The sequence below is a fragment of the Brevibacterium picturae genome, assembly GCF_030453725.1.
Classification (GTDB): domain Bacteria; phylum Actinomycetota; class Actinomycetes; order Actinomycetales; family Brevibacteriaceae; genus Brevibacterium; species Brevibacterium sandarakinum_A.
In genome coordinates this window covers 1-13,909 of the sequence record NZ_JAKDJU010000003.1, presented here as the reverse complement: position 1 = coordinate 13,909, position 13,909 = coordinate 1, and the positions used below count along the sequence as shown (strand labels likewise).

Below are 13,909 nucleotides of genomic sequence, written 5' to 3'. Positions count from 1 at the left end.
TGGAGTCTCGCCGGCACTGGCATACGAGATGTTTTCAGCGATTCCGGTGACTGGCATCGACACAGGTGAGATCGGGACGCAAGAAGGGGCCAGTTCATTGCGAACTGGCCCCTTCTCAATAGCGCGGGCTGGTGACGACTGCAGTCCTCAGCGCAGCGAGTTCTTCGACGGAGTGGCCTTGGACGCTCCTGACACCTGAGCGTCGATGGCTATCGTGTCGGCATCGGTGGCTCCGTTGGGCAGGTCCGAGTCCTCCGACTCGTCCTCGTCGTCAGTTGAGACGGCTTCGTCGGTCTCGGACTGCGCTGCCTCGGCCGAGCTGTCCTTGTCCGAAGCCGCCGGAGCCTCCGATTCCTCGGAAGCGTCGGCTGAGTCCTTCGCCTTCGTCGATCCGGCGTCCGCATCGTCGGCAGCGACGTCTTCAGCGTCGTCTGCTTCTTCGGGGTCTTCTGCCAGAAGATCGGTGAGCTCCTGCTCATCGGCGATCTGTTCGGTGGCGTGGGATGCGGACTCAGCTTTGTCCGGGTCGACGGAATCGCCACCCATCACACCGGGCATGGCGAACAGCGAACGGAGCTGATCGAGCTGAGCAGTGATCGTCTTGCGCTGCTTGGTCAACAGGTCGACCTGTGACTGAGCCGATGCCACGTTGCGCTTGGCTTCGGCAGCCGACTCCTCGATCGTGGCCTCGGCCGTCGCTCGGGCTTCGCCGATGAGGGACTGTGCGCGGGTCTTGCCGTCGGCAATGATCTCGTCGGCCTTCTTCACCGCATCGGAGCGTGTCGTCTCGGCCCTCTCAGCGGCTTCCTTGGCCTCTGTGTCCGCCTTCGCCGCACGTGCCTGAGCCTCGTCGATGACCTTCTTGTTCTCGACCTGAGCCTCGTCGTAGCGCTTCTTGCGCTCCGCTTCGGCTGCCTGCCGCTTCCCAGCCAGTTCGACATCCAGCTCGTCAGAAGCCTTGGTCGACGCCTCGTCACGGGCCTTGGCAGCGGCGAGGAGTTCATCCGCCTGTGCCTGAGCGGCGCTGATGGACTCATCGGCCTGGGTCTTGGCTTCGGCCCGAACGTCGGCAGCCTGCTTCTCCGAGGTGGCCTTGAGCTCGGCGAGCTCGTGCTCGAGGCTCTCGCGGGCTTCCTTCGTGGCAGCCTCGTTGGCTTCCTTGGCTTGGTTGTACTCACGCTCCGCAGTCGCCTTGAGCTCGTCGGCACGCTTCTCAGCGGCCTTCACGGTCTCGTCTGCGCGCATCTCGGCCGAACTGATGATCGCATCGGCTTCTGAACGGGCGTTGGACAGAGTGTCGTTGCTCTCTGTGTGCATGCGGGCGCGGGCAGACGCCGCTTCGGCCCGCGCCTTGTTGCGGATCGTTTCGGCATCGGAATTCGCCTGGGAGAGGGTCTCACGTGCCTGTGACTCTGCGATTTTGAGCAGATGATCGATGCGGCTTCCGGGAGGGCCTGCCGCCTCGGCGCTGTCATTGGCGGCCTTCTTCAGCTGGGCTTTGGACTCGGAGAGTTCACCGGCGATCTGAAGTTTCGCACGATCGGCGTTGATGACCTGACTACGCGCATCGGAGAGGGCCTTTCGGACGGACTCGACCTCGGTGCGCAGCTGTTGTAGGCGAGAATCAACTTCACTTTTTTCATAGCCGCGCATCGCTGTGCGGAATTCTTCGGTGGGCGTCACTGAAGTGGACTCCTGTCGTGTCAAGGGATGTGGTCAAATCGTCCACCCCCTACTGTAACGGACGCACCATGAGTGTTGGGTGCGAATCCTCAAGTCCGGACCCGTCCTCCCAGCATGTGACATGGACCCCGTGATCGAGGCCACAGACAGCTGGACTACCCTTGGGGCAGACAGCATTTCATCGACTTCCCCGTGCGTGAGCGGGGTTCGAATACCTGAGGAGGAAATATGGCTGAAGCAGTGATCGTCGCGGGTGCGCGCACTCCGTTCGGGCGTCTGCAGGGAGGCCTGTCGTCGCTGACAGCTGTGCAGCTGGGCGGGAAGGCGATTGCCGGCGCACTCGGCCGGGCGGGCATTACGGGCGCGGACGTCGAGTACGTCATCATGGGCCAGGTTCTGCAGGCCGGACTCGGTCAGGGGCCGGCGAGGCAGGCCGCTGTCGAAGCCGGCATCCCGATGCGAGTCCCCGGTGTCACCGTGAACAAACTCTGTCTGTCAGGCATCAACGCGATCACCCAGGCTGCCCAGCTGGTTCGGGCCGGGGAATACGACGTTGTGGTCGCCGGAGGGCAGGAGTCGATGAGTCTGGCTCCCCACCTGCTGGAGAAGTCGCGTTCGGGCTACAAATACGGTGACGTCGTGGTCAAGGACCATATGGACTACGACGGTCTCTGGGATGCCTTCACCGACCAGGCGATGGGCGGTCTGACCGAGGAAGCCAACGCCGGTGACTTCGAATTCTCCCGTGAGGACCAGGACGCCTTCGCCGCCCGATCTCATCAGCGTGCGGCCAAGGGGTGGGAATCGGGCGCATTCGGCGAAGAGGTCGAAGCCGTCACCATTGCCGGACGCAAGGGAGACGTGACCGTCTCCACCGATGAGGGCGTGCGCGCCGAGACCACCCCGGAGTCGATGGCCAAGCTGCGGCCCGCCTTCCGCAAGGACGGCACGATCACGGCCGGCAACGCCTCACAGATCTCCGATGGCGCATGCGCGGTCATTGTCATGTCTCGTGAGAAGGCCGAGGCCCTCGGTGCGCCGATCCTCGCTGAGATCCGGTCGCACGGTTGGACTGCAGGTCCGGACTCCTCGCTCCAGCATCAGCCCTCACAAGCAATTCAGGCGGCTGCCGCGAAGGAAGGAGTTGCGGCTGATTCCTTCGACCTCTATGAGATCAATGAAGCCTTCGCTGCAGTCGGACTCGCCAGTTCGAAGGACCTGGGCCTCGATCCGGAGAAGGTCAACGTCAATGGTGGTGCTGTTGCGCTGGGCCACCCGATCGGAGCATCCGGAGCGCGCATCGTTCTGACTCTGGTCCTCGAACTCCAGCGCCGAGGTGGCGGCACGGGTGTCGCTGCACTCTGCGGCGGGGGCGGCCAGGGTGACTCGCTCATCGTGTCCGTGCCCGGACAGAACTGAACCTGAGCTGAAAGGAGAGCATCATGCTCGTTGCATTCTCCATCGCCCCCAGCGGCGGTGACAATGCGGACGCATCCGTCCACGATGCAGTTGCCGCTGCTGTGGAGGTGGTTCGACGTTCGGGGCTGCCGCACCGAACCGATTCGATGTTCACCACGATCGAAGGCGAATGGGACGAAGTGTTCGCCGTGGTCAAAGCCGCCACCGAGGTTGTCAGTGAGTTCGGACCACGAGTGGCGTTGGTGCTGAAGGCCGACATCCGTCCTGGGTACACGGGTGAGATCGATGGCAAACTCGAGCGGCTGGAGAAGGCTATCGACGTCCGCGGTGGGAGCTGATCTGAGACCAGGCCGGGTCTGAGATGGTACCGGTCGGTAAGTTGCGTGCTCATGAACTTTACGGGCACTTTCTGGTGACGCAGGTCTCATTCGGGTTTACTCTTTTATTAAGGAAGAAGGAGATGAACAATGAATGGTTCCACGTATTTCACTACAGCCACCGCACTGACGATGGTGGCCCTGCTTGGTTTCATGGCTGCCGGATTCTTTCCGGTCATAGTCGACTTCGCCTTCGCCATCGAAGCAGTGGCAGTCATACTGGCGCTGACCGGACTTGTGATGGTCGCATTCGTGACCGTGCGGAAGTCGCTGGAGCGTGTCGCTCGCCAGTACTGACTCACGCGTTGATCACCCCCTGATGCGGTGGGGTTCGAGTGACTGCCTGATTGCAAGGGTCCTCGTCGGTGTTTCGGATACCATTGTCCGAAACACCGACGAGGACCGCTTTCTGTTCTGGATCGGGCATCGGTTAGGATATTTGAGCCTCCGTAGCTCAGTTGGATAGAGCAACCGCCTTCTAAGCGGTAGGTCGCGGGTTCGAGCCCCGCCGGGGGTACTTTTCGTGAGCTGAGGGCCCCACGGGCCCTATGATGTTTGCCCGCAGTGAGCAATTACCTTCCGACACGGCGTGGCAATTGGTGCACAGCTGGGAAAACGTAGAGAGTGGATGCGTGATGACAGACAGCAAGAGTGCCGTGACGCCACCAGTGGGAGGGGCGCTGAGCGATATCGCGAAGCGAGTCTCAGAAACCCGCTTCACCCTGCAGACCGATGACTTCGCCGACGGTCGCGAACTTCACCGTCAGCTCTCCTCAGAGTTGACGGACTACCTTCTGCCGCGGATCAATCGGACACAGATGCCCTTTATGATCGCCGTCGGCGGGTCGACCGGTGCCGGGAAGTCCACCTTGGTGAATTCTCTGGTGGGACGATCCGTGAGTCCGGCCGGGGTGCGCAGGCCGACGACGGGAAACCCGATCGTGATCCACAATCCCGCTGACGCCAAGTTCTTCGAATCTCAGTCCTTCCTGTCCGATCTGCCGAGAAGCACGGACCCCGCGACGTCGACTCCGTCCGTCGTGCTCATCGCCGATGACGACGTCGAGCCGGGCACAGCCATCCTCGACTGCCCGGACATCGACTCCATTGCCGAGACGAACCGTGAGCTGGCACGCCGCATCCTGATGAGCGCGGACCTGTGGCTGTTCGTGACCACGGCAAACCGCTATGCCGATGCCGCGCCCTGGGCGCTGCTCAAGGATGCCGCGGCCCGCAACACCTCGGTGGCCATCGTGCTCGATCGGGTACCGCCGCAGGCGAACCGTGAGGTCAGGCACCACCTTTCCAGTCTGCTGTCCGAATCGGGACTGGCGAATTCCCCGATCTTCGCAGTGGCCGAACTCGAATTGGAAGAGGGGCTGCTGCCGCATTCGGCGATCTACCCGATCCGGTCCTGGATCAGCCAGGTGAGTTCGGAAGGCCGCTCGCAGGAGCGGATACGGCAGCGCACTCTCGCCGGTTCGATCGGTGCGATGCCTGCGCAGGTGAAATCCCTGGCCGACTTCGCAGAGTCTCAGGAGTCGACCTTCGATCGTCTGCAGCTCAGCCTTGATCGGACATTCGACGCAGCTGATGCGGGCCTGGCCGAAGTCTTCTCCGACGGTCGGGTGCTGCAAGGCGAGGTCAATGCACGGTGGCAGGACTTCGTGGGAACAGGTCAGCTGTTCCGCGGGTTGGAGCCGACGATGGCACGTATGCGCGACAGGATCTCCTCCGCTGTGACCGGCAGACACGATGCCGCCTCGCCCCTGCACGTCGCGATTCTGCGCAGTGCAGCGATCTCATTGCGGGAGCAGGCGATCGGCGTTGTCGATGAGATCGGCGCTCAGTGGGTGCGAGATCCGGCCGGAGCGACCTTGTTGGATGCTCATCCCGAACTGCATCATGGTGCGAAGGATCTCGAGGATTCGGTCAAATCTGCAGTCAGCGGATGGTCGAACGAGGTGAACGCGCTGGTGCGAGACATCGGTCAGGGCAAGAAGTCCAAGGCGAGGATCCTTTCGTTCGGCGTGGCCGGTGTGTGTGCTGTCGTCGAATACGCGGCATTCTGGGACCCGAAGTACACGTACGGCGACGACCCTGCCTCGCGCAATGACGCGAATGTCGCCCTCAGCCTCGCGGGCACGATCTTCGGTGAGCAGGAAGCGGTCAACCTGATCGGATCGATCAGGGATCGGTTCCTGTCGACGGCCGCAGGAATCGTCGGCGGCTGCCGCGAGCCTTTTGACAACGTACTACGACTATCCGCGGTACCGGCGCGGCAATCGGGCGCTCTGCGCGCCTCCGGTGATCGACTTGAGGTGGCATTGTGAATGATCCTGCACAGTCCGAGATCAGGCGTCGGGCCGAAGGCATCCGACAGACCCTGACTCTGGGGCCAGACAAACTGAGTCCAGATGTCCGCACGGACGCACAGAACCTGCTCAACCGTGCCGAGGATCGCCTCGGCTTGGGAGAGGAGTTCACCGTTGTGGCCTTCGCCGGATCGACCGGCTCCGGGAAATCCTCACTGTTCAATGCCGTAGCCGGATTGGACATCGCCAGAGTCGGTGTCCGGCGCCCGACGACTTCACGTCCCACCGCGTGCGTGTGGGGCGAAGGCGGCAACGACATCCTCAACTGGCTGCATGTCCCCGAACGCAGTCGCACGTGGCGAGAATCGGCACTCGACGGTGACGATCAGCGCAAGCTCCATGGCCTGATCCTGCTTGATCTGCCAGACCACGATTCGACTGCGGTCAAGCACCGAGTCGAGTCAGACCGACTTGTCGGACTCGTCGACGTCGTCTTCTGGGTCGTTGATCCGCAGAAGTACGCAGATTTCTCGCTGCATTCGGAATACCTGGCGAAGCTGGCAGAGAACAGTTCGAACATGGTCGTTGTTCTCAATCAGATCGACAAACTCAGCGCGGAAGAGCAGAAGGCGGCCGCCGATCACCTGCAGCAGCTGCTCGTCGAGGACGGACTCACCGACACCAAGGTGCATATGACCTCGGCGGTCTCACGTGAGGGAATTCCTCAGGTCAGGTCGATCCTGGCCGACACGGTCGACTCCAAGCAGGCGGCTTCCGAGAGGCTCCTGGCAGACATGCAGGCCATGTCCAAGAGGTTGCAGAGCGAACTCAGCGAGCCCGTGGTTGCACCGGGCGAGCGCCCGGGGGCATCACGCCTGGTGGAGACCATGTCTGATGCCGCCGGAGTCGAGGCTGTCGCGCAGACCGTCCACGAAGACTATATTCGCCGTGCCTACCGCAAGACCGGTTATCCGGTGCTGGCATGGATGCAGAGAAATGCGCCCGACCCCTTGGGTGCTAAGCACGGCCAGGGCAGGGACGAGCTCATCCGCGCCTCGGTGCCGGCGACAAGCAGGGCGCAGAGCTCTCAGGTGCGCCTGATGGCGCATGAGCTCATCGCAGAGTCCGTGTCCACCCTGCCCAGACCATGGCAGAGCGCCGTCGCGGAAGCTGAGAAGGCCAGCACGACTGAGTTGTCCGAAACTCTCGACTCGGCCGTCACCGCTGTGGATATCAAGCCTCGGACTCCAGGATGGTGGTCTGTGGCCAACGTGCTGCAGATCGTCTTCTTCGTCGCCACGATCCTCGGTCTGCTGGGCGTCATCGCCGCTGCGCTCCTCGCCGTCCTTGCCCCGGGAACTCTCCCGGGGTGGGGCTGGTTCGTGACCATCGGGCTGCTGGTGGTGGGCATCATCGGATCCGTTGTGACGTCGATGATCGCCAAATCCGCGCGCAGCAAGGGAGCAGACGAGGCTGCCGATGAAGTCGATCGCAAGCTTCGCGACGCCGTTGGCAGTGTTGCCCAAAGCTCCTATCTGGAACCGGTCAATGCTGTGATCAACGAGCACCGGCACGCCTACGAAACCCTGCACTGACACTTCTGTGCACATGAGCCCCGACTCATGCGCAGATGCCCTGTGGATGGCCGACGCTCATCCACAGGGCATTTTTCATGCCTGGACACCGTCGCTGCCCGGCACGCTCAATGGTGGTTCACCTGATCGGCCGATACAGGCTGTTTCGCCCCCTATGGGTGATCCATCAGGACCATCATGAGCCGTTCCCAAGAAACGAGGCAGCACAATGTCCATCATTCCGATCAATCTCAGCGGTACTTTGGCCGCCGATCCGCAGAGCCGGACGCTGCCGTCGGGCAGGGCCTGCGCTTCCTTCCGCCTGGCCGTCAATCATTGGCGACTCGACAAAACGACAGGAGAGTATGCCGCCGACACGACCTCGTGGTTCAGCGTCGACTGCTATGGGCCCCTGGCCAGCAATTGCTCGATGAGTCTGCAACGGGGCATGTTCGTCGTGGTACAGGGAACTCTGAAGATCCGAGAATGGTCGACGGAGGAGAAGAGCGGTATCGCTCCGACAGTCGTTGCCGAACACATCGGCCCGGACCTCCGGTACGGGACCGCGAACTACCAGAAGGCCAGCAGTGCCAACCGGCAGCAGGAGGGTCAACAACAGGCAGCACCAGGCAGTGAATCAGGCTGGGCAGGTCTCGACGGTGAGGTCTCGGGCGGCGCGCCGGAGAGCTCCGGTGAAACGAGTCCCGACTCTGCGCACGACGTGGATGGGACCGAGGAAGATGAGGCCGGGCACGAAGACGGGGGCGACTCCGGTGACGTCGCTGATGCGATCGCACGTGACACGGTCAGCGCAGCAGCACCGTTCTGAACCGTGCCGTCCTCGGGGCGGGCCTCGCCGTGGGAGTGATTCGTGGGCTGGTCAACGCGCGATCATGTCGGATCTGGGCGTGAATGTGCCAGCAATCGGCTAAGGTGAGACTGTTAATCATTCCCATCTGCTGAGGTTGTTGATGCGTCTCGTTCCCCTCGTGAGTCTCGGAGCTCTGACCTTAGCTCTGTCGGGTTGTTCGCTGCTGGGATTCGGCGGTGATGATTCTCAGCCCACGCCTGTTCGCACTCCGGAAACGCCGGCCGCTGAGGTCGACAAGGTGGTCTCAGCGCTCGAACCGCTGACCGGCGACGAAGACACCGTTCCGTCGACGAAGAAGTTCTTCACGACCATGATCGATGCCGGGTACGATGCGGATCAGCTCGAAGCTACGATCGATGACTCGCCCTTGGGCAACGACGTTCCTGCGAAGATGTTCGGTGTCAAGACCGATAAGGGCTGCGTCATCGGGGAGATTCGGAAGGGCAAGGCCACGGCAGAGCTGATGCCACCAAGCGAATCGACCGGGTCATGTCTGCTCGGCGAGGTCGAGCGTCCGAAGGGTGTCAAGGCACCCGAGGGCGACAAACGTGAAGAGGACGGCGACTCGAACGGCGCCGGCCACATGCCCGGTGAGGACATCAACGGCAAAGACGGGCCCACTGAGAGCCCGTCATCAGCTGACGGGGGAGCGGAGGAATCGTCGTCCGAAGGCACCTCGTCAGATGGCTCGTCATCCGAGGGGAGCACGTCCGGAAACTCTTCGTCGGAAGGCGAATCCGCGGAGGGTTCTGCGTCCGGCGAAGCGCCCTCACTGGGCGGCGGCTGACACCTGATTCTCACAGTGCGACCCAATTGGCACTTGGGTGTGCCTAACCGATAGCCTGAAGATATTATGGCCGAATTCATTTACACCATGCACAAGGCGCGCAAAGCGCACGGTGACAAAGTCATTCTGGATGACGTGTCGATGTCCTTCTACCCCGGGGCGAAGATCGGCATGGTCGGTCCGAACGGCGCCGGTAAGTCAACGATTCTCAAGATCATGGCCGGGCTTGAACACCCGTCGAACGGTGAAGCTCGCCTCAGCCCCGGTTACAGCGTGGGCATCCTGTTGCAGGAACCACCCCTGAACGAGGAGAAGACGGTCCTCGGCAACGTCGAAGAGGGCGTCGGTGAGATCAAAGCGAAACTCGACCGTTTCAACGCGATCTCAGAAGAGATGGCCAGCCCGGATGCAGACTTCGATGCTCTCATGGAGGAGATGGGCAAGCTGCAGGAGGCGATCGATGCCGCTGACGCCTGGGATCTCGACTCCCAGCTCGAGCAGGCGATGGACGCGCTGCGCTGCCCCCCGCCGGATGCTGAAGTCAGTGTGCTCTCCGGCGGTGAGCGTCGTCGAGTGGCATTGTGCAAACTGCTGTTGGAAAAGCCCGATCTGCTCCTGCTCGATGAGCCCACCAACCACCTCGACGCGGAATCCGTGCTGTGGTTGGAACAGCACCTGACGTCCTACCCGGGCGCCGTCATCGCGATCACTCACGATAGGTACTTCCTCGATCACGTGGCCCAATGGATCGCCGAGATCGACCGCGGACACCTCTACCCCTATGAGGGCAACTACTCGACGTATCTCGAGAAGAAGCAGGAACGTCTGCAGGTCCAGGGGAAGAAGGACGCCAAGCTGTCGAGGCGCCTCAAGGACGAACTCGAATGGGTGCGATCGAATCCGAAGGCGAAGCAGACGAAGTCGAAGGCTCGTCTGGCTCGCTACGAGGAGATGGCAGCAGAAGCAGAGAAGACCAAGAAGCTGGACTTCGAAGAGATTCAGATCCCCGCCGGACCTCGCCTCGGCGACATCGTCATCGAGGCCTCCGACTTGCAGAAGGGCTACGACAGTCGTCTGCTCATCGATGATCTCAGCTTCTCACTGCCGCGCAACGGAATCGTGGGTGTCATCGGCCCCAACGGCGTCGGCAAGACGACTCTGTTCAAGTCCATCGTCGGGCTCGAAGAGCTCGACGGGGGAGACCTCAAGATCGGCGAGAGCGTCAAGACCTCCTACGTCGATCAGTCCCGTGGCGGAATCGACCCGAACAAGAACCTCTGGGAGGTCGTCTCCGACGGACTCGACTTCATCCAGGTGGGCAACGTCGAGATGCCCTCTCGGGCATATGTCTCCGCGTTCGGATTCAAGGGACCGGACCAGCAGAAGAAGGCCGGCGTCCTCTCCGGTGGTGAGCGCAACCGCCTCAATCTGGCGCTGACCCTCAAACAGGGCGGAAACCTGCTGCTGCTCGATGAGCCGACCAACGACCTCGACGTCGAAACACTCGGCTCCTTGGAGAACGCACTCCTGGAGTTCCCCGGCTGCGCCGTGGTCGTCTCCCACGACCGTTGGTTCCTCGACCGTGTGGCGACACACATCCTGGCCTGGGAAGGCACGGAAGAGAACCCTGCGAAATGGTACTGGTTCGAAGGCAACTTCGAGTCCTACGAGGAGAACAAGGTGGAACGACTCGGCGAAGACGCGGCGCGTCCCCACCGCGTGACCCACCGTCGTCTCACTCGCGACTGATCGAGCCCTGTGCTCTGCGGGCAGTCGATGCAGAACGCAGAGCCGAGTTCCAACAGATGATGCCCCGGTCCACAACCGGGGCATCATCTGTTGGAATAGGTCAGCCTTCAGGCTGCCGACGGTCAGGAGAACAGCTCGCCGACCCGCTTGAGGAGCTTGATCAGATACCGGACGGCGACGGTGCCGATGACTCCGATGACGATCGATATGAGTGCAATCACCCCCAGATTCACGTCCATGGCCTCCCGGAGGAACACCAGGACCACAATGGTGATGATGATGAAGAGCGCGACATTGACCAGGCGAGACAGGATCGTCCCGAGAATCTCAATCATCGCGGTGTCTTTGCTCACCGTGGCGCCTTGATGCGGACCATGCCCTCCTGAGCGACAGTGGCCAGCAGCTCCCCGCTCTGAGCGAAGATGCGACCGTAACCGAGACCGCGACCGCCCTGCGCCGCGGGAGACTCCTGAACGTAGAGCATCCACTCATCGACCCGGACCCGGCGATGCCACCACATCGCATGGTCCAGACTGGCCACCCTCAATCCCGGGCTGGTCCAGCTCAGTCCCTGACGACGCAGAACCGGCTCCAGCAGGTTGAAATCGCTGGCGTAGGCCAAAGCAGCGGCATTGAGCACAGGATCATCACCGAACGGCGAGCTCGCACGGAACCATATGTGCTGCTGCTCGCGCTGTCGGTCATCGGTGGAGTTGAGATACAGCGAAGCTTGAACTGGACGGATCTCGAAAGGACGTTTATTCAGCCATTCGGTCACCTGAGGAGAGTCCTGGCCTGCCAGAATGTCGCGCAGTTCCGGACACTCCCGGGGGCCGGGCAGCCCGGCCGGCATGGCTTCGGCATGCTCGAACCCCTCCTGCTCCTCCTGGAACGAGGCGATCAGTGACAGGATCGGCGCGTTCTTCTGATACGCGTGGACGCGTCGGGCAGAGAACGAGCGTCCGTCACGCAGGCGTTCGACTCCGAACTCGATCGGTTCGCTGACATCGCCGGCGCGCAAGAAGTAGCCGTGCAGGGAGTGGATGAGCCGGTCCGCCGGCAGGGTCGCAGCGGCAGCGACCACTGATTGAGCCACGACCTGACCGCCGAAGACTCGCCCATCGGGTTTGTACTGGTTCTGTCCGATGAAGTAGTCACTCTCTCGGGACGCCGAGGTGAAGCTCAGGCTCTCGAGTTCCAAGACTCTGCGCAGCGTGTCGACGTTCGCCTCGGCAGTGGTATCTTCCGCATCGCTCATTTGGGCCTCCAGCCTGCGACAATGATTGTCCAACGTGTGGTCACGATCCTATCGCGGCCGTTGCCGCAACGGTGAAAGTGGCATGATGGGACATATGCACATTGGCACCACGGATCCCCATCTGAACGAATTCACGCGAGTACTGCTGGAGCTGAGATGGGGTGACATGGATGCCTATGGCCACGTGAATAACGTCACCCAGCTGCGTCTGCTCGAAGAGGCCCGCGTCCGGGCCCTCGGCTCACCGACGCACAGCACCGACGCTCCCACGACACCGGGTCAGCCGGGCATCGCGGAGACGGTATCGGGAATCACGATCCCTGCGGTCTTCGCCGAGGCCTCGGAGACGACCGAACTGCTCGTCGCCTCGCACGCGATCGAATATCGCCGCCCGATTCGCTACCGCGCGGGGCCCATCGCCATCGATCTGGTCATCAGTGAAGTCAAGCCGGCGTCCGTGACGATCGGCTACGTCATCGCCGAGCCCGATGGTTCGGTCGGCTATACGCTGGCCGAGACCGTCATCGTCTTCGTGGACAGAGAGAACTCTCGCCCACGTCGCCTGAGCAAAAAGGAGAAACTGAGTATGGAAGACGTCATTCGACCTGCCGTTCCGATGCGGGGCCGCCGATGACCGAACTCGAGATCGCCGATCCGCTGGCGATGAAGGACCTGGCCGCGTTCACCGCGTTGGCCCACAGGCTCGATCCCGACGGAGCCATGCGTCTGCACGTGTCCGCGACAGTCCTTGTCGCCACCGTTGCGCCCCTGTACCCCCATGGGCTCGGAGATTCCACACCGCTGGTGCTCGCGATGCGCATGCTGCGTCTGAGCGGACCGGAGCAGGACGGACTCGATGAGGTCGTGCCTCTGGCCAACCTCAAGGATCGTTTCGCCAGAGCGGAGAACGCCACCCGACTGCCGGTGCCGCCCAATTCGGTGCTGGTGTCCTGGACCGGAATTGCGCCCCCGAAGGGCCAGTGGGCGTCCCGCGACAGAATCTCCGGTGATGTCATTCGTTCCACCGCCGAGGCGGGAGTCGCCGAGATCAGCGACGGTGCCCCGGAAGGCGCGGGCTCACACGCGGTGAAGGCGCTGCGTTCGCGTGTGTGGTCGAAGCCGATGACCGCTGTCGGCGGCACTGAACTGCCCGGCGGGCTCGCGTTCGCTGCAGATGCGCTGCGTTTCGTGCCCGAGGAGGCGAACGCCTCGGCGGGGGAATCCGAGGAATATGACGTCTTCGGGACCTCGGGGTGGCTGCGGATCTCGACACCGGGCGGGCATCTGCTCACCCGAGCCTGACACGCCCCGCAGAGGCGGCCCTGTCACGATATGACGGTGACCCTCACGATACGGCGACGACTCGAGAAGACGCTTCGAAGTTGTCTGCTCAGACCGGATTGCTGTTGGTGTTGACCATGGCCGTGGCCGCACGCTGGAAGTAGTCCCAGAAGATCTCGTCGTACATCGGTGGAAGAGCCACATCGTCGAGGGCCGCCCGCATCGAAGTCAGCCACCGGTCACGGCCATCGAAGTCGATGGGGAACGGGAAGTGGCGCATCCGCAGTCGCGGGTGCCCCCGTTCCTCCTGGTAGGTCGTTGGCCCGCCGAAGTACTGTTCGAGGAACATCTGCAGGCGGTGCTTGGCGCCGGTGAGGTCGTGCCCCTCCGGGTACATGGCGATGAGGACTTCGTCCCGATCGACGTGCTCGTAGAAGACATCGACGAGTCGCGTGAAGGTGGGGTGGCCACCGACGGCGTCGAAGATGGTCTCGTTCGATGTCTGCGTCACGCTCAGCCCTCTCCGTCTGCGGAATCGGTGCCGGCTTCATCGGCGCTCGACCGGATCTCATCATCGCTGGGCAGCGGAGAGGGC

Annotated in this window: 14 protein-coding genes and 1 tRNA gene; 11 read left to right on the top strand and 4 right to left on the bottom strand. The window is 62.4% G+C overall.

Going from position 1 to position 13,909, the window contains the following annotated elements:
* Positions 1 to 147: 147 nt before the first annotated feature.
* Positions 148 to 1,683 carry a cell division protein gene (locus L0G76_RS00745; RefSeq protein WP_304355525.1) on the bottom strand — a complete coding sequence of 512 codons (1,536 nt, stop codon included), beginning with the start codon at positions 1,681 to 1,683 and terminating at the stop codon, positions 148 to 150.
* A gap of 228 nt (positions 1,684 to 1,911) precedes the next feature.
* Between L0G76_RS00745 and L0G76_RS00740 the strand changes: the two genes are divergently transcribed.
* The 9 genes from L0G76_RS00740 (at position 1,912) to ettA (ending at position 10,775) form a co-directional block, all read left to right on the top strand.
* Positions 1,912 to 3,102 (top strand): acetyl-CoA C-acetyltransferase, encoded by a 1,191-nt coding sequence (locus tag L0G76_RS00740; protein ID WP_304355524.1) that lies wholly within the window; start codon positions 1,912 to 1,914, stop codon positions 3,100 to 3,102.
* A gap of 23 nt (positions 3,103 to 3,125) precedes the next feature.
* Positions 3,126 to 3,440 (top strand): thiamine-binding protein, encoded by a 315-nt coding sequence (locus L0G76_RS00735; RefSeq protein WP_304355523.1) that lies wholly within the window; start codon positions 3,126 to 3,128, stop codon positions 3,438 to 3,440.
* Between the two features lie 129 nt (positions 3,441 to 3,569).
* Complete coding sequence (locus L0G76_RS00730; RefSeq protein WP_304355522.1) at positions 3,570 to 3,776, top strand: hypothetical protein; 207 nt, start codon at positions 3,570 to 3,572, stop codon at positions 3,774 to 3,776.
* Between the two features lie 146 nt (positions 3,777 to 3,922).
* Positions 3,923 to 3,996: transfer RNA gene (locus L0G76_RS00725), tRNA-Arg, on the top strand.
* A gap of 118 nt (positions 3,997 to 4,114) precedes the next feature.
* Positions 4,115 to 5,812 (top strand): dynamin family protein, encoded by a 1,698-nt coding sequence (locus L0G76_RS00720; RefSeq protein ID WP_304355521.1) that lies wholly within the window; start codon positions 4,115 to 4,117, stop codon positions 5,810 to 5,812.
* A complete protein-coding gene (locus L0G76_RS00715) occupies positions 5,809 to 7,389 on the top strand; it encodes a GTPase (protein WP_304355520.1) in 1,581 nt (526 codons plus the stop codon). Before L0G76_RS00720 ends, L0G76_RS00715 begins: the two co-directional genes overlap by 4 nt.
* Before the next feature lie 208 nt (positions 7,390 to 7,597).
* Complete coding sequence (locus tag L0G76_RS00710) at positions 7,598 to 8,197, top strand: single-stranded DNA-binding protein (RefSeq protein WP_304355519.1); 600 nt, start codon at positions 7,598 to 7,600, stop codon at positions 8,195 to 8,197.
* 142 nt (positions 8,198 to 8,339) lie between these two features.
* Positions 8,340 to 9,026 carry a DUF6993 domain-containing protein gene (locus L0G76_RS00705; RefSeq protein ID WP_304355518.1) on the top strand — a complete coding sequence of 229 codons (687 nt, stop codon included), beginning with the start codon at positions 8,340 to 8,342 and terminating at the stop codon, positions 9,024 to 9,026.
* Positions 9,027 to 9,092: 66 nt separating this feature from the next.
* A complete protein-coding gene (ettA, locus tag L0G76_RS00700; protein ID WP_304355517.1) occupies positions 9,093 to 10,775 on the top strand; it encodes an energy-dependent translational throttle protein EttA in 1,683 nt (560 codons plus the stop codon).
* A 122-nt stretch (positions 10,776 to 10,897) separates the two neighbouring features.
* On the opposite strand, the gene L0G76_RS00695 is transcribed toward ettA, so the two are convergent.
* Positions 10,898 to 11,128, bottom strand: a complete 231-nt coding sequence (locus L0G76_RS00695; protein ID WP_304355516.1) for a hypothetical protein — start codon at positions 11,126 to 11,128, stop codon at positions 10,898 to 10,900.
* Positions 11,125 to 12,033, bottom strand: coding sequence for an acyl-CoA thioesterase (locus L0G76_RS00690; RefSeq protein WP_304355515.1), 909 nt, complete (start codon positions 12,031 to 12,033; stop codon positions 11,125 to 11,127). Before L0G76_RS00690 ends, L0G76_RS00695 begins: the two co-directional genes overlap by 4 nt.
* Positions 12,034 to 12,217: 184 nt before the next feature.
* Between L0G76_RS00690 and L0G76_RS00685 the strand changes: the two genes are divergently transcribed.
* Complete coding sequence (locus L0G76_RS00685) at positions 12,218 to 12,667, top strand: acyl-CoA thioesterase (RefSeq protein ID WP_487246973.1); 450 nt, start codon at positions 12,218 to 12,220, stop codon at positions 12,665 to 12,667.
* Positions 12,664 to 13,335 (top strand): DUF8185 domain-containing protein, encoded by a 672-nt coding sequence (locus L0G76_RS00680; protein WP_304355513.1) that lies wholly within the window; start codon positions 12,664 to 12,666, stop codon positions 13,333 to 13,335. Before L0G76_RS00685 ends, L0G76_RS00680 begins: the two co-directional genes overlap by 4 nt.
* 88 nt (positions 13,336 to 13,423) lie before the next feature.
* Here the strand turns inward: L0G76_RS00680 and L0G76_RS00675 are convergent, their stop codons facing one another.
* Positions 13,424 to 13,825, bottom strand: coding sequence for a globin (locus tag L0G76_RS00675; protein ID WP_304355512.1), 402 nt, complete (start codon positions 13,823 to 13,825; stop codon positions 13,424 to 13,426).
* Positions 13,826 to 13,909 lie beyond the last annotated feature (84 nt).